The following is a 23393-nucleotide window of genomic DNA, read 5'->3' as shown; positions in this document are numbered from 1 at the left end:
GAGAGACAAATGTACAAATTGATCGCGATTGATATTGATGACACTCTGATTAATGATGACAAGGAAGTAACACCCGCTACCCAAACTGCGCTTGAAGAGGCAGTTGCCGCAGGTGTTGTTGTAACCCTTGCTACAGGCCGTGCTTACGCTTCCGCTCAAGCCATTGCCCGTCAAACTGGACTAAACGTACCTATCATTACTTACCAGGGTGCACTCGTTAAGAACTTGCTCGATGAAAAAGTACTGTATGAGCGTTACGTCCCGCAAGATGCAGTCCGCAAGCTGTTCACTTACTGCGTGGAGCATAATCTGCATCTGCAAACTTACATTGACGACAAGCTATATGCCCGTGAAGACAACCAAAAGATCAAAGACTATACGGACTTGAATAAAACGCAATATTTTATTGAGCCTGACTGGGAAAAGCTTGTCCCGCAAAAAACACCAAAAATGCTAATTATCGATGATCCTGATTTCTTGGATGAACTGGCTCCAATCCTGCATGAATTGCTTGGTGATTCCGTGCATATTACCAAATCCAAACCACACTTTCTGGAAATCATGCATCATGAAGGAACCAAGGGCATTGCACTTGAATTCCTAGCCAAACATTACGGCTGTGATCTTTCCGAGACCATCGCTGTAGGCGATTCTTGGAACGACCATGAGATGCTTGAAGCTGCCGGACTTGGCGTCGCTATGGAGAATGCTATTCCTGCTCTGAAAGAAATTGCTGATTTCGTGACCTTAAGCAACAATGACGATGGCGTGAAATATGCGATTGATAAATTCATTCTTAATAAAGTAAACTAAATTTCCTTAAGCAAAAGGGTGCAGCAACGCCATATTTCATGACGTTGCTACACCCTTTTTTATTCCAAAACTCAAACTCCTGTAGAAGCTAATTCCACTTTCTCGGGTCCCATTCCACTCTCTTCTTCCTGCTCTAGCTGAGAATAGTACAGATCATTATATCTTCCTCCGGCAGCAAGCAGTACATCATGCATTCCACTCTCCACAATTTCACCATTCTCCATCACGAGAATGATATCAGCGTTCTGAATCGTAGATAAACGGTGCGCGATAACGAGTGTAGTTTTGTCTCCCATTAGTTTACGAATGGCCTGCTGCACCAGTTTTTCTGATTCATTGTCAAGTGCAGCAGTAGCTTCATCCAACAGCAGAATAGGAGCGTTTCTCAGAATTGCTCTTGCAATGGAAAGCCGCTGACGTTGTCCCCCGGACAGTCGTGAACCTTCCTCACCAATATCAGTATCCAGTCCCTCAGGCAATTCCATTACAAAATCATAGGCATTCGCTTTTCGCAAAGCTTCCAGAATTTCTTGCTCATCCGCCTCTGGATTTCCATTCCGGATATTATCACGAATGCTTCCCGTATAAAGACCTGCCTCTTGCGGCACATAGGAAAAATAACTTCTAAGCTTAGCCAGACTCATCTCGTTGATCCGCTGCCCATTGATTGTTACTTCGCCTTCATCGGGTTCATACAATCCCAGCAATAGTTTAAAAAGCGTAGATTTACCTCCACCACTCGGTCCCACAACCGCCATCTGTGTTCCCTTTTGAAGCTCTAAGCTAATCTTGTTTATACTTTGTCTCTCTGCTCCCGGATACGAGAAAGAGATCGACGACATAACCATACTCTCAAATTCTGTTTGCTTAGTCTCCACTTCTGGAAGGGTCTCAACCTCCACCGGGCTATCCAACACCTCAAAGATCCGTCCCGCCGCCCCAAGTGATTGCTGCATCGAATTGATCAGTCCCGGCAATGACGAGAACGGCATTACTAAATAATTCATGAGCTGGATGAAAGCAATCATCGCACCAACCTCAAGTGATCCTTTTGCCACAAAATAACCAGCCACGACCAGCGCCAGAAGAAACGTAAAGTTTCCCAAAAAAGAGGAGAACGAGCCAGTAGCTCCCTCAATTCTTCCCCGTTTTAATTCTTCGGAAGTGATATTCTCACTATGTTCCTGATACTGCTTCATTAGTCTGCGTTCAATGCTAAAGGATTTAAACACCATACTACTGCCTAGAACGTCATGTAAAAAGGAAGTAATCTTGCTCATATTAGTCTGAATCTTCACACTGTTCTCACGCATCGCTGAACCGAAGATTTTTCCCGTAAGGAACATCAAAGGCCCCATTGCAAAACAGATCAACGCCAGCAGCCAGTTAATATAGAGCAAATAACCAAAAGCCGCGAGGGCTAGTAAAGGGTTACGGATTAGATCAATCATTACCTCGCCTGCAGCATTACCAACAGATTGATTATCATTAGTAAAGCGGGACAATAAATCCCCGGAATGATTACGGTCAAAATAAGACTGAGGAAGAGCTAAGGCATGCCGCATCATATCCAACCGCAGCTCATTTCTGATCTTGGCAGAGATTTTATTTTTGAAATATCGATCGATGAAACCGTTAATTGCACTCACTAATAAGTAGATTAATCCAAAAATAACCAGCCCTTTAAAAGCTTTCACATCGAGTCTAACCGCAGCATCCGTAATTACTGAGAGCAGCCAAGCAATCGTTAAATCCAGAACAATCCCAAATAAAGTCGTAAATAATAAAATCGTATATAAGAGCTTGTGCCTTAACATGTATGTACTTAATCTTGAGAAAACGCCTTTCTGCTTCAAAGAACCAGCCCTCTCACTTAAAATTCTATACCTCTAACCTTAGCGAACACCTTATTATCATGCCGTTCCCCGTCATACCCAAGACTCGCACTGCGCAGGATCCCTTCCAGTGTAAAACCCGCACGTTCGGCTACCGCGGCACTTTTGGTGTTTCGTTCACTACAAAAGATTTCGAGACGATTCACCCCTAGTTCCCGTATGGCAAAATTGGTGATTCCATTTACGGCTTCTGTCATATATCCTTTGCCTGCACAGGCGCTCCGGATCCAATAACCAATCTCAAAATTGCGGAGTTCCCAGTTTAGATGATGCAGGCTAATGCAGCCGATAAAACCCTCCGTATCCCTTCTAAAAATACGCATATGTAGCTTATACCTTTTTAGAAACTCCAGTCTGCCTTCTCTAGTAACTTTCTCTGATTCTTCTAATGTGGGTATTACTTGAGCAAAAGCCATCCAAGGTCTCAATTCATCTATACTTTCACGGATAGCCTCATTCATGCTAACTCCATCTCCCCATAAAGGGGCACGAATGAGCAGCCTCTCTGTTTCAAAACTCTCGGGAAAATCAAGCAGGATTGGATCCTTGGAGTCAGCCACTTCGTACTCCTCCTCTGGCGATGATTATTATTCTAAATATGTAAAAATAATACGATATGCTTTTTGATTATATAGTATATATCGGGATCTGAATACTGAATGCAATAGAAATCACAAAAGGAACATCAACAGGCTGAAGTTGCCCGAATGATGTCCCTTTTTGATTTAGTGAATATTTCAACTAAAGCAGAGCACTCCGTTTATTGGCTTGAAGAGTTAATTAAACGGATTCAACAAGGCGGAATATAACAGGTTTAAATGGGATCACGAAAACTCCCTTCCAGCAAATGAGGGGAGTTTTCTTTTTATCTAAATTTCATCTAATTTCCGAAGATCCTAAGGGTATTCTCATCCCCGTTTCGGCCAGCGTAACATTTTCCGGTAAAATATATGATTTTCTCATATCCACATCATGCGACATATGGGTATAGATTGCCTTTTGAGGCTTCACAGTTTGCAGCAGCTCCGCTGCTTCCGTCATATCGTATACAGAACGAGTCGATAACTCCGCTGCTTCGTAATAGAAGCTTGTACCTAATACCAGCAAGTCAGCTCCATGCATCAGGCGTGTCTCTTCAGCTCCAAGAGAAATGGAATCTGGACAATACACCCATACATAGCCCTCCTTCTCCAGACGAAAAGCATACGAGTATCCATTCTTGCCATGGTTCACTTTCCAGATATCTATTGTCCAGCCGTCTAGCTCTATGCCTTCATCACAAGGAATCATCTCGATCTGATTGCGCAGCCATGGATATTGCCGCTCAATAATCGGAATCACTTCTGCTGGGGCATAGAGCTGGCCTTTATATCCCATCCAGCGGCAGGCATCCGCCCATTCCGGCAGCCCACCAATATGGTCAAAATGAGCGTGCGTCACCAGCAGTCTGCGCATATTTCGTACTCCCTGCGCTTCCATCTGACGCCGCCAGTCAGGCCCACAATCGATCACTAAAAAGTCACTGCCATTATCTATAAGTACAGAAGAGCGCAGGCGAATATTTTCCCCCTGTTCCCTTGCCTCTGTACAGGTCTCACAGCTGCAATATACCCGAGGAACCCCCATGGCATCCCCTGTACCCAAAAACACCAACGTATCCATCTGTTATCTCTCCTTCAGGTTCTCTTCAACGAAGTAATAAATCTAAATTACCCTCTCTCTATCTTAAAGAGACCCACCAAAAAAAGCCATCCCCACCACAGAAGAACTGCTGGGATGACTCTTTTGTTATACCTCTACCTTATATTCCGGCAAGTACCTGATACCAAATTCCACGCTTGGAATAAAGTGAGCTTCGCACCTCATCCCAGCCTCCTAAATAGTTAATATCAAAGAGGCCCGCCGGATCAGGGTAATCGCTTTTGTGCTCAGCATAGACTTGTTTATCCACGGGACGAAAGCCATAGTTTGCAAAGATCTCTTGTGCCTGTGGGGTTATCAAAAAATCAACCAGTGCTTCTGATGCTACACGAGTCCCATGCTCATCCGCATATTTCTCTACGACAGCCGCCGGATTCTCAATCAGAATTGTATTTTTAGGAATAATAACTTCGTATTTGACTCCCTGGGCAATCCGCGCCAGCAGTTCGTTCTCATAGGTGACAATTACATCCCCCACTCCATACTCGAAGGCTGCCATAGAAGCGCGGCCACTTTTATCCAGAGACTCTACATTGGCATGGATACTTTCCAAAAAAGCTTTGGCTGCTGCTGGATCCTTTGCGCCCTCCTGCTCCTCTGACAGCTTCAGACCAGCCCCATAGATCGCGTTGATATCCCATTGCGCACCACCAGAGGTCTTGGGGTTGGGATATAACACTTTAATTCCCGGCTTGGCTAAGTCCGCAAAATCGCGAATGCCTTTGGGATTTCCCTCGCGGGTACCAAGAGCAACTACTGAACGTGTCACCATACCTTGTTCACCCTGCTCTTTCCATGTTGACGCTACGAGTCCAGCCTTAACTAGCTTCTCGACATCACCTTCCATGGCTAGCAGCGTCACATCCGCTTCAAATCCACCTACAATCGCTCGTGCCTGTGTCCCTGAAGCCTCATAAGACTCCTGAAAACTAATATCCTGACCCGTATCCGCTTTCCACTTGGCAGCAAATAACGGCAAAATATCCTGCATTGCATCCTTAGCCACACTGTATGCGCCAATTACCAGCGTAACATCCCCTTGCTTCGAAGGCTCTGCCATCGTCGTAACTGCCTTCACATTCCCGCAACCGACTGCTGTCAGCGTGAGTATGGCCAGCATTAGGGCAGCAAAACATCCGTGCAGTTGTCTGCTCCTTTTGACATTCATTGCGGCCCACATCCTTCGAGGTAATGATTTTTAATATTTCCTTGAAAGTAGCTCTATGGCTGAAACTTAAAATTCAAGTAACCAACGTTTGGTCTTTGCCGTAATTACGTGGAATGTTTGGACTTTCGGCCGCTGTTGTTCCCAGATTTATTGATTTTATAATCTCAGCGGATTAAATCCGGAAACAAAGGCGGTCACTCCGCTCCTACAGTTCCAAACTTCCACTTCATTACTTCTTACCTTCACATCAGTTCCTCTAATCCTAGCTCATCACATTCGCTACTATCAAAAAAAATTGAAAATCATTTTATTTATTTTTAAATAAAAATCGGCATTGGATCTTCTTTCAGGTTGTTCTCCTGGATCCAGCTGCGCTCATCATTAAATAAATAAGCCCGATGTACCAGTACTGAAATTTCCTGACCCGGCTGCAAGGTTTCTTTCTCCAACGAACGGTAGGTGACCAGCTTGTGGCCATTTACTTCAACCTCAACGAGCCATTCGCTTCCGCGGAAATGCAGATGTTTCACAACACCTTTTTCCGTGGCAGAAGCCATCTTGAACTCATGCAGGTTACCCACTTCAATATATTCAGGACGAATCAGTGCTTTGGTAGGCTTGCCGTCCCCCGCACCTGTAAAGCCTTTAACCTCAGAAGCGTTCTCAATCAGCGTAGATTCACCGATAAATGTTGCCACGAACGGTGTTTTAGGCTCCTTGTAAATATCCCACGGGGTACCCTTTTGTTCCAAGCGTCCTTGATTAATAATCATGATTTCATCCGCTACTTCAATCGCTTCATCTTGGTCATGGGTTACGAAAATAGAGGTGATACCTACACGTTCAATCAGTTCACGCAGCCAAGCGCGCAGCTCCTGGCGGATCTTCGCATCAATAGCGGCAAAAGGTTCATCTAAAAGCAGCAGCTGTGGTTCAGGCGCAAGCGCACGTGCAAAAGCCACACGCTGACGTTGTCCCCCTGATAGCTGATGCGGATAACGTTTCTCGAACCCTTTTAACCCTGTAAGCTCCACAAGTTCCATAACACGATCGCGGATGGCTGTTTTGTTAGCCTTTTTAACCTTTAGACCAAAAGCGATATTATCAAATACAGTCATATGTTTGAAGAGTGCATAGTTCTGGAAGACGAAGCCGATCCCACGTTCTTGAGGAGGAAGATTGTTCACCGTTTGACCATGAAAAATAATCTCTCCGGTATCCGGTGACTCCAGTCCCGCCAGCATACGTAGAATTGAGGTTTTCCCGCCTCCACTTGGGCCGAGCAATCCAATCAGGTGACCTTTTGTAATGGTGAAATTGACGTCCTTGACCGCATGAAAATCTCCAAAATGCTTGTTTAACCCCCGCACTTCTACATGCATATTACTGCACTTCCTTTCTTCTCTTGGTCCATTCCATCAACAGCAGCAGACCTGCGGAAAATGCAGCCAGAACTAGCGCTATTCCTCCAGCAGCCGTTACATTAAAATTCTCAACATCCTGATAGACTAAAGTTGTCGCCGTCTGGGTTTTATTCATAATGTTCCCCGAGACCACGAGCACCGCACCAAACTCTCCAAGTGAACGTGCCACCGTAAGAATGACACCATACACAACCGCCCAACGAATCGAAGGCCAAGTTACCTTCCAAAAAATAGTCCAACTACGAGCGCCCAATGTCGAAGCCGCTTCCTCCTGCTGTGAACCAATCTCCTGAAGCACCGGCATCACCTCGCGCACCATTAAAGGAAAGGTAACAAATAAAGTGGCAATGATCATTCCGGGAATCGCATAAACGATCTTTAGTCCAATCCCCTCAAAAATCGCCCCCAAGGTACTATCGGGACCCAGCATCAGGACAATCATCAATCCTCCGATTACAGGGGATACCGCGTAAGGCAAATCTACAATACTGTTCAATAATCCTTTTAGACGCTTGCCGATCCAGTTCGCCCGAACAAGATACAGTGCCATCATAATACCGAACAATGTATTTAATAACGTAACTACTATCACAACAAGCCCAGTCATCATAAGCGCATGCAGCGCTTCGGGCCTAGTCAGTGCATTCCAGAATCCACCAAATCCTTCACTAAAAGCACCCATAGCCATTTTTCCTAATGGAGCAGCAATCAGCAAAAAAAACACTAAATAAGTAAGAGCAATCCATAGTTTTCTCATGAGCGTCTCCCCCGCATCTGCAGCATATTAATCAGCCAAAGAATGAGAAAGGATAAGGTCAAGAGAATAACAGAAACCGCAGCGGCGGAGACCGGATTATCACTTTCAACTTCACCAAAAATAAAAACAGAAGATACAAGCGTACGGCCCGGAATATTACCTGCGACGAGTACCACTGCACCAAATTCCGCAAGTGCCCTTGAAAATGCGAGCATCCCACCACTGATCATCCCAGGCGCCATAGATGGAAGAATAACTTGCCAGAATACCCTTGCTCCCTTGGCACCCATTGTATATGCTGCTTCCTCTTCGGATGGATCCAACTCCTCCAGCAAGGGCTGAACCGCTCGAATCACGAATGGAAACGTCACGAACACCATAGCAATTACGATAGCCGGTTGATGAAAAACAATTTCAAATCCAAGTGCCTCAACTGCTTTGCCGATAAGACTACCTGGTCCAAGCAGCAGTAGAATCATCAAACCTCCGACAGCTGTTGGAAGTGCAAAAGGTAAATCGACCAGACTGTTTAGCAGCGCTTTACCAGCAAATTGATAACGAATAAGGACCCAAGCAATCATAGTTCCTAAGAAGACATTAATTAAAGTAGCGATAATCGCCAGCTTTAAGGTTAACAGCACCGACTTCCAAGCAATTGGGTCGCTGACGCTTTCCACAAAATTGCCAAAACCAAGAGAAAAAGAGTTGTAATAGACCCCGAGTATGGGCAACACGATCAATACTACAAAATAGAGCAAAATTGTAGTTCGGAAACCCCAAGTCCAGCCTTTGTGTCTAAGCAGCGAATTCAATGATTTTTGCCCTCCCACCTCCGGATAACCGGTCGGTATACTAACCAAAATCCTCATTAATTATTCCTATTTATATACTTGGTTTTATATTATTACTACTTTACCAAATCCTTCTCACCGCCGTCAATTACTTTCAAGTGAATTTGGGTTAAAATATATGTATCAAAGGTACACTAAAAAATGGCACCTCACAGGAAGGGGAATGATTATGTTGCATACTCTGGAGATCACTACTACAAAGCGGGATGAATTGCGTGATATTACTCGGGAAGTAATTTCTTATGTAAAAAAAAGTGGAGTTCAAGACGGATTGATTGTAGTTTATTGTCCTCATACCACTGCTGGTATTGCTATTAATGAAAATGCGGATCCTGATGTGAAGCATGATGTTCTGATGCGTCTGGATGAGGTCTACCCTTGGGAGCATCCGAAGTATCGGCATGCGGAAGGCAATACTGCCTCTCATCTTAAATCTATTACTACCGGGCCTTCCCAGACCCTGATCATCCACGAAGGTGAATTAATTCTCGGTCGTTGGCAAGGTATTTATTTCTGTGAGTTCGATGGACCTAGACGCCGGCAATGTTTCTTAAAAATAGTAGAGGGATAATAAACATACAAATGGCCGCTTCCGTTATCGCTACGGAGCGGCCATTTAGACTATAACTAGAGTCTAGTAATACTTTCATCAAGCAGAGAAGCAGTGTTATACCAATGCACAGCTTTAAAGTGAAGATCTATAAAAAAAACAGCATGTTAAAGGCTGCGACATAAAACCTTTATATGAGCTAACGCTGCCTCTTTCACATCGTCAAACGATACTTTATCCTGGATATAATAAGAAATAAATCCGTGTGCAGACAAGAACATTGTTAACGGCACATTCTGCCAGTCCTCAGACACATATCCCTCTTCCTTCATATGACGGCGTACAATACTTGAGAATAAATCAAAACATCGTCCCTGTTCTGCTCTACAATAAGCTAGCAATTCCTCATCGCGAATCATGAACATAATTTCATATTGATAGGGATGATCTATTCCAAATCTAATAAATTCCATAATCAGCTGTTCTACCCTTGTCATTCCTTCTTCAGGTGGTTTATTCATTACTTGGCTGAGTAAAGCAGCCACATGATTAAAATCCTCTACAACAATAGCGTAGAACAACTCCGCCTTTTCCTTGAAATGATAATAGAGAGAGCCGTGGCTATATCCCAAATGCTGACCAATACTTCGCATTGAAATTGCCCGATACCCTTTGGTTATAAATAGATGCCTAGCGGCCTCTAGAATCCTTTCCCTCGACAACTCCTGCTCCACTGCTCTCCTTGCCATATACTAATCCCCTTCGCTGTAGTAAATCCGCCGCCCTTCTGTTATCAGGGCTTGCCCTTGGGTTAGATCTGTTATCCATGCCATAAAAGTCTCACCCTCATCATTTCGCGGCAAACATAACAACGTTACTTTGTCGGTGAACAAAGTCTCGCCAGTCTGAATCCCTCTTCCTCGAAGTTCGTTCTCAACCTTGCCCAGCCAAGTGTACTCGATCTCTACGAATACCTCTCGTCTCAGTACACGGGTGATTACTTCTCCTGCTTCAAGCGCAAGCACTGCTCCATCCGTATAAGCTCTAATCAGCCCACCGGCACCCAGCATAATGCCTCCGAAATAACGGGTAACTACGATTGCGACATTTTTAACTCCCTGATTGCGGATTACTTCCAAAATCGGTTTGCCGGCTGTACCACTCGGCTCCCCGTCGTCCGATTGCCTCTGGATTTCGTCTCTCTCCCCAATCACATAAGCAGAACAGTTATGCGTTGCGTTCCAATGTTTCTTCTTGATGTCCTCGATAAACAACAAAGCTTCTTCTTCATTCTCCACTGGCATAACATGACCAATGAAGCGAGATTTGCGGATCACAACTTCCTTTGAGCCGGAAGAGCGGACCGTTCGATAGTGTTCTAACATAATTATTCCAGTCCTTATTTACATATGATGTCTTCATATAATGTCAGGAGCAGTCCCGGTATTGGATTACCTATGGACTGCTCCTGGTGACTTACATTAGTATGAATGTTCTGTGATAACTAGCTATTGTAAAACCTACTGCAATACTATTCAGTAAGTCTTGCTTCTAGCTCTGCTTTTTCTTTTTCGTAACCTGGTTTGCCAAGCAATGCGAACATGTTTTTCTTGTATGCTTCTACGCCTGGTTGGTCAAATGGGTTAACACCGAGCAAGTATCCGCTGATACCGCAGGCTTTTTCAAAGAAGTACACCAAATATCCAAAGGTGTATGGTGTTTGATCAGGAATAGTAACGATAAGGTTAGGTACTTGACCATCTGTATGTGCAAGCATTGTACCTTGGAAAGCTTTCTTATTCACAAAATCCATAGTCTTTCCTGTTAAGAAGTTCAAGCCGTCCAGATCATCCGGATCATTCTCAATCGTAACATGATGAGCTACTTGATCTACTTGGATAACCGTTTCAAAAATGTTGCGGTTACCTTCTTGGATAAATTGACCCATGGAGTGTAGATCTGTGGAGAAATCAACGGAAGAAGGATAAATTCCTTTGAAGTCCTTACCTTCACTTTCGCCAAACAATTGTTTCCACCACTCAGATACAAAGTGTAAGGAAGGCTCATAGTTGACGAGGATTTCAGTTGTTTTACCTTTACGGTATAGAGCGTTACGAACTGCAGCATATTGATAAGCTTGGTTAGTAGCTACATCTGGATTGTTGAACTCATCCGCAGCGGCAGCAGCACCTTGCATCATTTCTTCAATGTTAATGCCAGCTACAGCAATCGGCAGCAAGCCTACAGGTGTCAATACGGAGTAACGTCCGCCTACATCGTCTGGAATGATGAAGGATTCATAACCTTCTTCAGTTGCCAATTTCTTAAGGGCACCTTTTTCCTTGTCTGTAGTAGCGTAAATGCGTTTACGAGCTTCTTCCTTGCCGTATTTCTTCTCCAGCGCAGCGCGGAAAATGCGGAAAGCAATTGCTGGCTCAGTAGTAGTTCCTGATTTGGAGATTACGTTCACGGAGAAGTCTTTGCCTTCTACTAGATCAAGCAGATGCGTGATGTATGTAGAGCTAATGTTATTACCAGCGAAATAAACTTCTGGAGTTTTGCGTTTATCTTTAGAAAGGTTATTGTAGAAAGAATGCGATAACGCCTCAATAGCTGCGCGTGCTCCCAGATAAGAACCTCCGATACCAATTACAATCAGTACCTCGGAATCGCTTTGGATCTTCTTAGCAGCTTGTTGAATGCGAGCAAATTCTTCCTTATCATATGCTGTCGGCAGATCGATCCATCCAAGGTAGTCAGAACCTACACCAGTTTTGTTATGCAACTGTTCGTGTGCTAGCTTAACTGGGGCGGCAAGGTTGTCGATTTCTTGTTGGTTAAAAAACGAAAGAGCTTTTGTGTAGTCAAAATTAATCTTCTTAGACATCGGTAATGGTAACCTCCTGTTTTATCTCTTTAAATTTAAAACCGTTTGTTACAACTTTATAATTAGGATACTTTAATTTGCCTTGACTGGCAAGGTCTTAGGGCACATAGAGGGCATTAGAACCAAGTTTTTCAAAGTTCCTTGGAAGCGTTTCCTGTATCAAAAGACATAGGTGTGCTGTGGTGCTGGACAAAGTGCCGTGATAGAATAAAGAAAACGGAAGGTGGCTATATAAATGAAACAAATCGGTTTTATCGGACTCGGAACAATGGGTGCGCCTATGGCCTCCAATTTACTACGTGGCGGCTTTCAGGTTACGGTATACAACCGTACGGCAGCCAAATGTAAACCTCTTGAAGCAGAAGGTGCCCAGACTGCTCTCACGCCCCGCGAAGCGGCTGAGGGTAAGGATGTTATTATTACCATGATCAGCAATGATGATTCGGTTCGTGAAGTGTTTTATGGTCAAGATGGTATTCTTGATGCTGTGAAGCCTGGTGGACTAATTATTGATTCCAGCACAATTTCACCAGGACTAGTTCGTGAAATTGCCGCTGCTGTAGAAGCTCGCGGTGGACATTTCCTAGACGCGCCAGTAACTGGAAGCAAACCAGCAGCGATTGAAGGAACCTTAGTGTTCATGGTCGGCGGTAGTGCTGAGGTCATAGAACAACATCGTGATATCTTTGATACTTTGGGTAAGAAGCTGCTACATATGGGTGAGAACGGCAGCGGCGCTGTGGCCAAGCTGGCTCACAATGCTATGGTCGGCATTCATAATGTTGCCCTAGCCGAAGGGTTCGCCATTGCCGTTAAATCAGGCGTACCAGCAGACAAGTTCTTGGAACTGGTACAACTTGGTTCAGCGGGCAGCAAACAAGCTGAGCTTAAAGGACGTAAAATCATAGAAGATGATTTCAGCAATCAATTCTCCCTCGCTCTAATGCTTAAGGATTTGAAGCTTGCCTCTGCCCACAGCGATTCAACAGGCGTTCCTTCTCCTATGCTGGGCTTGGCTAAAAGCATGTTCCAAGCTGGATTCACCCAAGGTTATGGTGAAGAAGATCTCTCTGCTGTAGTGAAATGTTACGAAGAGTGGATCGGCCAAAAGATGGGTGCAAATGTATCCGATAAATAAATTCAAGAACTCAATACCTACTTCATAAGAACATTTACGACCGCCCCGCACATGATATTGCGATACGGTCTTTTCTTTATGGAGAATTCCATTGTTAAATCAAATATACGAACGTTCGTTTGTATATTTATAATACCAAATTAACAGTTGTAGTGCAAGAAAATATTGGTTGCTGTAGAGTTACTCGGGACGTTGTGGCGGTGTTGGTGAGATAGTTACTAAGAAGGTCGCGAAGTACTGGTTAGTCGCTGGCTATCGGACTCCATAGTCGTTATTGGCATAAAAAATGCCAATTATGAGGCTGTTTCTATGGAATAGCTGCACTGGAGTCCGAAAGCTTGCTCTAAAGGCTATAAATTTGCTAATAGCGTCATCTGGGTCCTTAGCGGTAGGATTGGTGTCGACCCGGTGCTACATTGGTGTTGATCTAGTGTTAACGTCATCTGGGTCCGTACGCGGTGGGGATGGTTATGACTCAGTGCTAATTTAGTGATTATCCGACCCAGCCCTAATGTCATCTACTTCCTTAAGCTGCAAAAGGAGCATAATGAATACATAATTGAACATCAAGCAATCACCAGCCACAACAAAAAGCAGCGATCCTCCAATAACGGGAGAACCGCTGCTTTGCTGACTTCTACGATTTTTAAAGTGTATCCGGGTCGTCTCACTCAATGAAAAAAGCTACTTATAGGACAACCCTTAGAAAAGTCTGTTTTCTATAGAACCGGGTAAGAACAGCAATAATCAGTTACTTCAAATACTTCCAACGCAAATTTAGAGTTGCCAGGAACATTGAACGTTGACGCTCCCTTAATCTCCTGCCATACCTCAGTGCCGGGAAGCAGCACTTTAAGATCGCCGGACAGAATCTCCATAATTTCAGGACCATCTGTACCAAATTCATACACACCCGGCAACATGATGCCCAGTGTCACCTTAGATCCATCTTGCAAAATTACCGTACGGCTGGTTACTTGTCCGCCATAATATACATTGGCTGCTTTTTCGATCGTTGCGTTGTTAAACTGACTCATTACTTGTTCTCCCCCTAATGATTATTCAGTTAATTACAGAAGTGCTTTCACACGGCTAACTACGTTCTCTACAGTAAAGCCGTATTCTTTCATAACTCTATCGCCAGGGGCGGAAGCTCCGAAAGTAGTGATGCCTAGGATATCGCCTTGGTCACCAGTGTAACGTTCCCAGCCGAAGGTTTGTGCCATTTCGATAGCAAGACGAGCTTTGACTCCTGGAAGAATTACGGAATCGCGATATTCTTTGTCTTGTTTTTCGAACAGATCCCAGCTTGGCAAGCTGATTACACGAACATCGATGCCTTCTTCTGCCAAAGCAGCTTGCGCTTTAACTGCCAACTGTACTTCAGAACCAGTTGCGATAAGTTGTGCTTGTGGAGTGCCATTTTTGGAATCAGAGACAACATAACCACCACGTTTGATGTTTTCACGAACGCCATCTACGGTTCCAGCAAGAATTGGCAAGTTTTGACGGGTCAGAACCAAAGCAACCGGATTCTCTTTGTTTTCCATAGCATAAGCCCATGCTGCAGAAGTTTCGTTAGCATCAGCCGGACGAATAACAGTTAGACCTGGGATGATACGCAGGGAAGCCAATTGTTCGATTGGTTCATGCGTAGGACCATCTTCACCAACTGCAATACTGTCATGTGTCAGTACATAGGTTACTGGCAATTTCATGATCGAAGCCAAACGAATTGCTGGACGCAGGTAGTCAGTGAATACGAAGAATGTTCCTCCGAATACTTTAAGACCAGTGTGCAGAGCAATACCGTTCATTGCAGCAGCCATACCAAACTCACGTACGCCGAAATAAATGTTGCGGCCATCATAAGATTCTGGTGTGAAAGATGTCAAACCATTCAAATGCGTCATAGTGGAGCTTTCCAAGTCAGCGGAACCACCCACTAGCTGAGGAACGCCAGCAGTCAGACCGTTAAGCGCACTACCGGAAGCGACACGAGTCGATACTGCTTTATCTTCAGTAGTGTAAGTTGGAAGGTTAGCATCCCAGCCTTCTGGAAGATCGCCATTGATTACTGTTTCGAATTGTGCAGCAAGCTCTGGATATGCTTTTTTGTAAGCTGCAAATTTATCGTCCCAAGCTTTGTTAGCTGCGATTCCGTTTTTCTTCACTTCTGCAAAATGTGCACGAACTTCGTCAGGCACATAGAAATCTTCTTCGTATACCCATTTGTAGAAATCTTTGGTCAGCTTAGCTTCTTCTGCTCCAAGTGGAGAACCGTGAGTACCGCCATGGCCGCCTTTACCTTGTTTGTTAGGGCTACCATAACCAATAACTGTTTTCACTTCGATCAAAGTCGGTTTGCTAGTCTCAGCTTGCGCCTCAGCAATAGCTTTTTCAATAGCCGGAAGGTCATTTCCGTCTTCTACACGCAGAACTTGCCAACCATAAGCATCAAAACGTTGAGCTACATTTTCGGAGAAAGAAAGATTCAATTTACCATCAAGGGAAATATCATTTGAATCATACAATACAACCAATTTTCCGAGTTTCAAATGACCCGCAAGAGAAGCGGACTCAGAAGAGATCCCTTCCATAAGGTCACCATCACCACAAATAGCATAAGTATAGTGGTCAACTACGTTATGTCCTTCTTTGTTGTAGGTTGCGCCCAATTGAGCTTCGGCCATAGCCATACCAACGGCCATACCAATACCTTGTCCAAGCGGACCTGTAGTTGCATCAACACCAGCTGTGTGACCAACTTCCGGGTGACCAGGAGTCAAGCTACCCCATTGACGGAATTGTTTCAATTCTTCCATAGGAAGATCATAGCCACTAAGGTGCAGCAAGCTGTACAGAAGCATGGAACCATGTCCAGCGGACAATACAAAACGATCGCGGTTTACCCATGTTGGATGATCAGGGTTATGATTCATTGTTTTTGCAAACAGTTGGTAGCCCATTGGTGCAGAACCCATTGGCATACCTGGATGGCCGGAATTCGCTTTTTCGATAGCATCAATAGCCAACGTACGAATAGTTGTGATAGACAAGTTATCTACTGTTGAGTTTTCTTCCTTCTGGATCGCTTGTTCTTGTTCACTCATTTAATAGTTCCTCCTCTGAAATCTCAAGAATGTCATTTTGACTCTTATTGTATCACTAGTGTGGAAGCAATTCCAATTGTTTTTAAAAACTCTTTGTTTGACAGCTTATGTTTTGCAATATCTACGCATTTATATACGCAAAAGTAACTATGTCATGAGACGGGTTTTTACTTAGCCTATGGTCTAGTTTTCTATTGCGACTAAAGTTTGTTTTACAATGCTCGAATATAAAGTAAGATGGAGTTACTCAAGTAAAATTTTCATTCATTATCCAATATCTCCAAGTGGAAAGGAATTCTGAACATGACTTCGAAAAAGGATGTTTATATTGTGCTTACCGGTACAGGTACAGCCTTCAGTGGTTTCATTAAGTGGTTTACAAAAGCTGATCTGAACCATGCTTCGATCGCCTTTGATAGTGAACTACGTGAGGTGTACAGCTTCGGAAGAAAAAAAATGCACAATCCATTCGTCGCGGGTCTGATTCAAGAAAATTTCATTCACCCTTTTTATAGCAGCGCAAATTGCTCTATTTATCAGTTACGTGTTAGTGCCACGGAATACGATGCCATGTACAATCATGTCCAAGGGATGATGAAAAATCAGGAACGTTATAAATACCATCTTTTAGGCCTGATCGGCGTACTTCTAAATGTTAAAATAGATCGAGAGAACGCTTATTTCTGCTCTCATTTTGTTGCTTCCTTATTTGAAAATACCGCAGTTCAGCCTGTGAATAAGCCTTCCTGCTTTGTTACCCCGGAGGATTTCGCTCTTTCACTCTGTTCCCATAAAATATTCAGCGGCAAGTTATCCTATTATGTGCGTAGAGCTCAAAGAGCCTCTGCGCGTTCGACGAATATACCTTTACATACACCTTCCGTTGCGACAAGAATGATGAGAATGAATGAAGAACGGACTGAAGGAGTTATATAAGTTGTTGCTCGTAAAAAAAGGGCTATGCGGATCGTATTTCCGCGTAGCCCTTTTTAGATGAAAAAAGGATAAAGTCGTAGATATATCATTACTTCACACGATGGTTCCGAAAATATTCGGACCAATCGCCAGCGATCACAACAGTAACTGTATCTATTTTGGTATTGTACTCATTCTTAGCTGTGAAGGTAAATTTCACTGGACCATCGGGAAGTTTCACAAATGCTGGATCATATAATTCGCCTGTCCACAAGGTTTTGTCACTGTTCGTGGGATTTAGTTGCGTAGAATAACCTCCCGTCATCGTTACCTCAACAGTATCAGGTAGACCGGTTGCTATCCCTTGCAATATAAATCGCTCACCTGCCCAAAACACATTGTAGCCTCTTGGACTCTCCTCATTACCGCTCTTGTTCAAATTGTAGCCTTTACGGTTGTTATTCCATTCCTCTGTGTGCTGGACCCCACCTTTAATACTCAGCAGATTAACCATGAAATATTTACGCGCTGAGATATTACTCCAGTTATAACCATCAAAAGCTTCCACTTCCACGGCATATTTTTCGTTCTCAACCAATATTCCCGCGGGCACTTGCCACTGTTTGGCACTTGAATTTTGTTCGCCAGATTGAACCTTAACCATCCCTGTCGCCAAGTTGATAATTTGTACCTTATACCGCTGTTGTTCATCTCCATCCTCATCTTGATAATCCCACTTGATGATTGGTGTAAGCGTACTTGCGATCATAGGCTTACTTGAGTCAGTACTTGTTGGGTACGTTATCGTTACGGTCGGTTTACGGTTGGCTACGGTGATAATCAGAGATAGCTCTCGATACAGTCCTAGAGAATCCGTAACGGTCTGTTTCAAGGTGAAGACGCCATTTGAGGTGAATTTCTTCGTAAATTCAGCTTGAGTACTAGCCAATCCGTACGTCCCGTTGGATGATTTCAAATCATACTTATAGCTGATCGTATCTCCTTTTGGAATGTCTGGATCCGTCGCTTTGCTCTTGATATTAAGAAGATCCGTCCGATAAATCGGCTCTTTGGCAGCATCTCTACCTGTATCCGTGATTAATGTGAATCCAGGCTGCGGCGGATTGTCGATGATAAACGTTTTTTCGTTAGATATTTCTGACCAGGATAACTTGGAATAAGCCCGCCCATATACAGTGAAGTATTCAAATCGATTGAATGTATGGTTAGGGAGTTGATATTGCCGCAGCTGACCTGTGGTGTCAAGGTTCTCAACTGTCTTAACTAAGAGTCCGTCTTTTGAAAAAAATTCTAAACGGTACTTCTCCTGCCGATCACTCTCTGGGTCTGTATAATTCCATTTAATTAATGGATCTCCTTGTATTTCGGCATCTATTACGGATGGATTGGTTACGGTTCCCGACGGGGTTATCAATGTCATCGAGGGCGCTAGATTCTTAGTAACATTCACCTTCAACGTAGCTATATTAGACTTATCACCGATCTGATCGATAACCCAGTGTTCCAATGTATAGATACCGGACTCAGGAAAATTAACATCAATATTAGGAGTTCGAAACCATTGCGTAATGCCATCACTATCTGTTACTTTCCAGAAGTATTGCAGACTAGCGAGATCTGAGGGATCTCCATCCTCATCAAAAGATGTATATTGTCGGGTATCATATTGGAATACTGCCGATGGACCATTAATAGCAGCTGTTGGAACATGATTTTTAACAGTAAATACACGTGTTGCATTGGAACTTAAAGCTCCAATACTTGAGGGATTAGGTACGTCTGTTGCTTTAAGGCGCATTTCCCATCCTTCTGATATAGCCTGTTGCGGTGAAATTCCGTTTCCAGCAATAAGATCTCGTATCGTCAAAGATTGGTTGCGGTTGCTGCCAGCATAATAATAAGGACTATTGTTGAGTTTGGCGTACCATAAATAAGCAAGCGAATCTCCATCTTCATCAGGATCTGGTGTTAGATTATCCATTGTAATTACAGTATCTCGATATACTTCAGCTGGCATGTTAAATGCTGCTGCGGGTGGGTGATTAATCACCTGGACATTTTGGCGATACCAATCTGACCATAAACCTCGGTTGTCATGCACTTGTAAACTAATTTGATAATTACCGATTCCAAAAGCTGCGATATTAGGTGGCGTTGTAGCTCCACCCCAATGCTCCCAAACTTTGTTCCAACCATCTTTGATAACCGTCCAGTAATACATATCTAATGGATCATTATCCGGATCAAACGATTTGTCTGTTATGGTAGTAGCTTTGCGATAGGAAACAATATTAGGATCAACAGTAAATAGCGCTACGGGAGGTAGATTACCTGCAGCCCCCACCGTCCTTACACACCAGTCGCTCCAGACCCCTAACCCATTTTCGCCATCGACATCACGTACTCTAAGGCGTATGTCATATTGTCCAGAACTCGGTAATTGAGCTGGCGGTTGACCGTCTGTCCATATTTCAGAATCAGTTTTTTTATACTGCCATTGCCAAGCTATAAGTCCCTTATTAACAGCCATGATGTGGTCCAAATCGTAGGAACTATCTGTTAGCTGAAGAGATCCCCACGCCAGTTTGGCAGCAAACAATGCAATGGGCTTCCGATGAACATGATAGGTCATTGAGGATAAATTATCTCGACTCCATAAACGATAGTCATCGAATCGGTCATCGTTTTTAGGATTATCTCGTGCTTGAAAGGTTGCTTTATAGAGTCCGCTATATGGAAAGGAGGTATACCTTTCTGAACGCCATAACCCACTATCCGAAATGATACCCATCGAATTATCGAAGAAATACGGGTTATGATCGTATCTATAGCGTTCTTGATATTTAAAATCTCCTTCATAGTCCTTGTATGTGGTTGATATGTCTATAGGAGTGTTAATCAATATAAAGGATTTATTCCTAAGCCTATAGGATACATTAACGACCAACGATTTCTCATCCTTATAATTATAAGGATCCACAACCTTGATAATGATATTGTGCCGTCCAGGAGGAATTCCGTCTGCCAAAACATCTATTGGGATGGAAAACCATTTATTATTTAATGCCTGTTGGATATTGACTTGTTTATAGAACACATTAGGGATTTCAGCACTAACGACTAGATCATTATTGTCCACATCTCGAACATATCCCTCGATGTTCATACCACTGAATCCTGGCTCATTCAGTAGCTGCTGCTCGCTTGGTGTAGTCACTGTGAGCGTAGGTGCTGAATTTATTATTAGAGGTATGTTATCCCAATCATAATATACGTTGTTATGCCAACCATTCATCCATTCGTTAGGTTGGTGTTGCGCATCACTTGCTCTTAGTGCGACTTTAAGAGCTTTTGGAATTCCATACTTCGTTGGATAAGCATAACTTTCATAAAAAGCGGTCGTATTTCTGTCAAGGTTAAACTGAAGACTATCCGAACTTTTCACAGGTGGCATTTCTTCAATTCTCCATGAGGCATCAGTAGCATAATCAGTATTACCACTTCCATCTGTCCTGTACATATAACTGTAAATATTAAGAAATCTAGTACGTTGCGTATCATAGTACCAATTAATATCCCCTGATGTTAAAACTACAGGCGCATCAGGTACATAATCGTAGCGCAGTATTCTTGTTGTTAGATTAAAAGTAATATTGGTTAGGGTCATAGCAGGCATATTCAAATTCAAAGATCCTATATTCCCCATAGCAGGCTCCCAAGGAGTTGTTTTATTAAATCCTTCAAGACGAATATCCATAAAATTGACGATATTTGGGTCACCTGCCGCCTCTACCTTAACACTCCCCGAATAAAATTCAGGGAATGAAAGAAGTAGTAATACAAGGGCCATAAACGTTGAAATTGTTTTTTTTAATTTCCGCATCTCTAATCCTCTCTACCATGACCAATCGACATCAGGTGCTTGATTTTTAACCGTAAAGATTCGTTCGATTACATTTTGTGTAGCTTCCGAATCTATGGATTGCCGATCAGCCTGCGTCACAAACTCAGCAATAGTCGGCTGACCAAACTCTTCAAATACAGTTAGTCTTACTTCGTATTTTCCGACTTCCTTTACCTTGAGATTCAAACGATCTAAATTCTCATTGCTAAAAATAGCCCATGGCTCACCTGTAAAACTACCGTTGTTATCTGAATCGTAGCGATATTCCCAAAGCCTACTAACCACAATATCTTGATCTGGAGAGTAAGACATATCATCTATTGATATGGTCGCTTGATTACCATCTGAAGGATTACGATACGCAGTTCCAGCCATCGTAAAGTACGCAAAAGGTTTCTGGTCTGGTGCTATATCAAAAGTTGTTTCGTTTCTCGCAGTTAGCCCTAATGTATTCTCCACAAAAATGGTTGCTTTATATTTCCCTGGCTTCTTGAATAGCACATCTTTGCTATATACTCCGTTCAGGGATCCGCTATATTTAATATCAGAATTCGTTCCACCTGATACGGCTGTGATGGTGATTTTAGTCTTAGCATCTACTAACGGATAGTGAGTCGGGCTACTAACGTAACTTTGTATGATAACCTTTCGATTTTGCTTTAATGTACCATCTACCCTGATAGATGCATCTGGTTTTGGCTCGATGACATTAATCTCAGTGCTAGTACTTCCAGTCATTTTGTCATCGTCCATTACAGTCAAAGCAAGTGTTTGTTCCCCCAAATGGTCTTTATCATACCAAAGCGTTCCCCTTGGCAAAGTGCTCAATTCTCCCTTAGCATTAGGCGTATCCCAAAAGTAATCCGTAATATAACCATCAGGGTCATACGACCCTGCTGCACTGGCTACAAACTCTTGTCCTGCTTTTACAGTTTTGGGTGCATTTATAAGAGCTACTGGAGGTTTTAACTCTCTCGGTAGTTCTGGCGGTGATGTAGGACCTGGAAACCCTCCTCCCGGAGGATCTGAGGTTGTATACACTCCTGCTTTGACTGTAAAAGATTCTTTTAACGAGTCGAACTTACTTCTTTTGGTCACGACTTCATTCTTAAATCTCACTACTATACTTAGTTCGTACTCTTGACTGTAGTTACTTTTACCTGCCACTTTCTCCTTTGGAATTTCAAATTTGAAAGTTTCGTTTGCTGTTAGAGTTTTGGTATACACCTTTTTTGTCTGGAGCGAGCCTTCATTACCTTTCTCTTTGGCATAAAAAATCCACTCTGAAATGTTCGAAGTATCTTTATAGGATAGCAATTCGCCCTTCAAAGCGATTTTAACTGGCACGTTCTTATTATCAAACTTAATTGGGTTTGGATTAGGTTGTTCTATAATTGCGGAGCCTGTGAGTGTAGCTTCATCTGGGAGACCGTATTCAAAGCGGACTGTTCCCCCGTAGCTGTAGGTGGTTACTTTGGCGTCTGCGGTGTAATAGTACTCCGTAAATGCCTTATATCTTCGTCCTTCTGCTTTTCCAGTTAAACCTGTGTTATCTTCAGGATCCCAAGGAACTCCCGCAGGAATCGTATAGTTCAAAATAATTCTTCCATTTTTAAATTTTGGGTCTTGAGCATATGAAGATTTTTCAGTTACTTTAGGTTTAATAGTAGACTCAATGATATTTTGAGAATCGATGACCTCAGTTTTCGATCCGTTGTACCATTTTAGGTATTCGTTATCTTGATAAGGTCCTGCAGTTACTAATGTTGTTGGTGGATTTTTTGAAGGATAGCCATCCGTTGCAGCTTTATCATCTGTCACCATATTATCTTTTTTTTCATCATACTGATTTATTTGCCATCTTCTTCCGTCAGAGTATAACCATATTGAATTATAAATTTCAGTCTTATAACGTTCTTGAAAAGAGGCTCTATAACCCTGTACTTCTTTAATATGTTTTTGATTAGAGACTCCTTTTAATGTAATCTTAATTTTCCCATTCTCAAGAGAGAGGTTGGTTTTTTCGTTAGATCCACTATATTTTAAAGTATTAGTCTTTACTGATGAACTAGATACTCCACTAGGAAGCTCCAAATAAAAATCTTTAGCGGCATTATTCGATCCTAGTAAACCTGTAGTAATAGGTATAGCAACCGAGGTTAATTTCGTGTCGGCTGCTTGTACTGAAATAGGTGCCATAAGCTGAATGAGCAATAAAAAACATAGACATGAGATGATTATTTTTTTCATTTTTAC

19 protein-coding genes are annotated in these 23393 nt (G+C 43.0%); 5 read left to right on the top strand and 14 right to left on the bottom strand.

What is annotated here, in order from left to right; translation table 11 throughout:
• The first annotated feature begins 9 nt into the window (after positions 1-9).
• Positions 10-813 carry a Cof-type HAD-IIB family hydrolase gene (locus tag MKX34_RS05975; protein WP_036681768.1) on the top strand — a complete coding sequence of 268 codons (804 nt, stop codon included), beginning with the start codon at positions 10-12 and terminating at the stop codon, positions 811-813.
• 71 nt (positions 814-884) lie between these two features.
• Here MKX34_RS05975 and MKX34_RS05970 read toward each other — a convergent pair whose 3' ends face one another.
• From MKX34_RS05970 to cysT, 7 genes are all read right to left on the bottom strand, one after another.
• Positions 885-2630, bottom strand: a complete 1746-nt coding sequence (locus MKX34_RS05970) for an ABC transporter ATP-binding protein (RefSeq protein ID WP_141240331.1) — start codon at positions 2628-2630, stop codon at positions 885-887.
• A 56-nt stretch (positions 2631-2686) separates the two neighbouring features.
• Positions 2687-3268, bottom strand: coding sequence for a GNAT family N-acetyltransferase (locus MKX34_RS05965; protein ID WP_076104835.1), 582 nt, complete (start codon positions 3266-3268; stop codon positions 2687-2689).
• 316 nt (positions 3269-3584) lie between these two features.
• Entirely contained in the window at positions 3585-4370 is a 786-nt protein-coding gene (locus MKX34_RS05960) for an MBL fold metallo-hydrolase (RefSeq protein WP_076104836.1), read from the bottom strand.
• Between the two features lie 139 nt (positions 4371-4509).
• Positions 4510-5577: a sulfate ABC transporter substrate-binding protein gene (locus MKX34_RS05955; protein ID WP_076104837.1), complete on the bottom strand. Its 1068-nt coding sequence runs from the start codon at positions 5575-5577 to the stop codon at positions 4510-4512.
• A 317-nt stretch (positions 5578-5894) separates the two neighbouring features.
• Positions 5895-6959, bottom strand: coding sequence for a sulfate ABC transporter ATP-binding protein (gene cysA / locus MKX34_RS05950; RefSeq protein ID WP_076104838.1), 1065 nt, complete (start codon positions 6957-6959; stop codon positions 5895-5897).
• Between the two features lies 1 nt (position 6960).
• Positions 6961-7758: a sulfate ABC transporter permease subunit gene (locus MKX34_RS05945; protein WP_076296859.1), complete on the bottom strand. Its 798-nt coding sequence runs from the start codon at positions 7756-7758 to the stop codon at positions 6961-6963.
• Entirely contained in the window at positions 7755-8570 is an 816-nt protein-coding gene (gene cysT, locus MKX34_RS05940; RefSeq protein WP_076224698.1) for a sulfate ABC transporter permease subunit CysT, read from the bottom strand. Before cysT ends, MKX34_RS05945 begins: the two co-directional genes overlap by 4 nt.
• A gap of 208 nt (positions 8571-8778) precedes the next feature.
• Here cysT and MKX34_RS05935 point away from each other — a divergent pair, with 208 nt between their 5' ends.
• Positions 8779-9180, top strand: coding sequence for a secondary thiamine-phosphate synthase enzyme YjbQ (locus MKX34_RS05935; RefSeq protein WP_076099035.1), 402 nt, complete (start codon positions 8779-8781; stop codon positions 9178-9180).
• A 146-nt stretch (positions 9181-9326) separates the two neighbouring features.
• Here MKX34_RS05935 and MKX34_RS05930 read toward each other — a convergent pair whose 3' ends face one another.
• The 3 genes from MKX34_RS05930 to MKX34_RS05920 form a co-directional block, all read right to left on the bottom strand.
• On the bottom strand, positions 9327-9908 hold the full coding sequence (locus MKX34_RS05930) for a TetR/AcrR family transcriptional regulator (RefSeq protein ID WP_036681739.1): 582 nt from the start codon (positions 9906-9908) through the stop codon (positions 9327-9329).
• A 3-nt stretch (positions 9909-9911) separates the two neighbouring features.
• Positions 9912-10544, bottom strand: coding sequence for a YigZ family protein (locus MKX34_RS05925; RefSeq protein WP_076104841.1), 633 nt, complete (start codon positions 10542-10544; stop codon positions 9912-9914).
• A gap of 146 nt (positions 10545-10690) precedes the next feature.
• A complete protein-coding gene (locus MKX34_RS05920) occupies positions 10691-12046 on the bottom strand; it encodes a glucose-6-phosphate isomerase (protein ID WP_036681734.1) in 1356 nt (451 codons plus the stop codon).
• 235 nt (positions 12047-12281) lie between these two features.
• On the opposite strand from MKX34_RS05920, the gene MKX34_RS05915 reads away from it, so the two are divergent.
• On the top strand, positions 12282-13184 hold the full coding sequence (locus MKX34_RS05915; RefSeq protein WP_076099037.1) for an NAD(P)-dependent oxidoreductase: 903 nt from the start codon (positions 12282-12284) through the stop codon (positions 13182-13184).
• Positions 13185-13673: 489 nt separating this feature from the next.
• Positions 13674-13862 carry a hypothetical protein gene (locus MKX34_RS05910; protein ID WP_339204583.1) on the top strand — a complete coding sequence of 63 codons (189 nt, stop codon included), beginning with the start codon at positions 13674-13676 and terminating at the stop codon, positions 13860-13862.
• 41 nt (positions 13863-13903) lie between these two features.
• Here the strand turns inward: MKX34_RS05910 and MKX34_RS05905 are convergent, their stop codons facing one another.
• Together MKX34_RS05905 and tkt are read right to left on the bottom strand one after the other, a co-directional pair.
• Complete coding sequence (locus MKX34_RS05905) at positions 13904-14221, bottom strand: pyrimidine/purine nucleoside phosphorylase (RefSeq protein WP_036681729.1); 318 nt, start codon at positions 14219-14221, stop codon at positions 13904-13906.
• A gap of 33 nt (positions 14222-14254) precedes the next feature.
• On the bottom strand, positions 14255-16297 hold the full coding sequence (gene tkt / locus MKX34_RS05900; protein WP_036681727.1) for a transketolase: 2043 nt from the start codon (positions 16295-16297) through the stop codon (positions 14255-14257).
• Between the two features lie 303 nt (positions 16298-16600).
• Between tkt and MKX34_RS05895 the strand changes: the two genes are divergently transcribed.
• Positions 16601-17233 (top strand): hypothetical protein, encoded by a 633-nt coding sequence (locus tag MKX34_RS05895; RefSeq protein WP_036681725.1) that lies wholly within the window; start codon positions 16601-16603, stop codon positions 17231-17233.
• A gap of 88 nt (positions 17234-17321) precedes the next feature.
• Here MKX34_RS05895 and MKX34_RS05890 read toward each other — a convergent pair whose 3' ends face one another.
• Together MKX34_RS05890 and MKX34_RS05885 are read right to left on the bottom strand one after the other, a co-directional pair.
• The gene (locus MKX34_RS05890; protein WP_076296858.1) at positions 17322-21116 is read right to left on the bottom strand and encodes a hypothetical protein; all 3795 of its coding nucleotides are present in this window, start codon (positions 21114-21116) and stop codon (positions 17322-17324) included.
• A 12-nt stretch (positions 21117-21128) separates the two neighbouring features.
• On the bottom strand, positions 21129-23387 hold the full coding sequence (locus MKX34_RS05885) for a PKD domain-containing protein (RefSeq protein ID WP_076296857.1): 2259 nt from the start codon (positions 23385-23387) through the stop codon (positions 21129-21131).
• Positions 23388-23393 lie beyond the last annotated feature (6 nt).

Origin of the sequence: Paenibacillus sp. FSL R5-0636, assembly GCF_037974255.1 — a bacterium.
GTDB classification, from domain to species: domain Bacteria; phylum Bacillota; class Bacilli; order Paenibacillales; family Paenibacillaceae; genus Paenibacillus_AQ; species Paenibacillus_AQ odorifer.
Note: the sequence above shows the minus strand (reverse complement) of the source record. Positions and strands in the feature narration are given on the sequence as shown.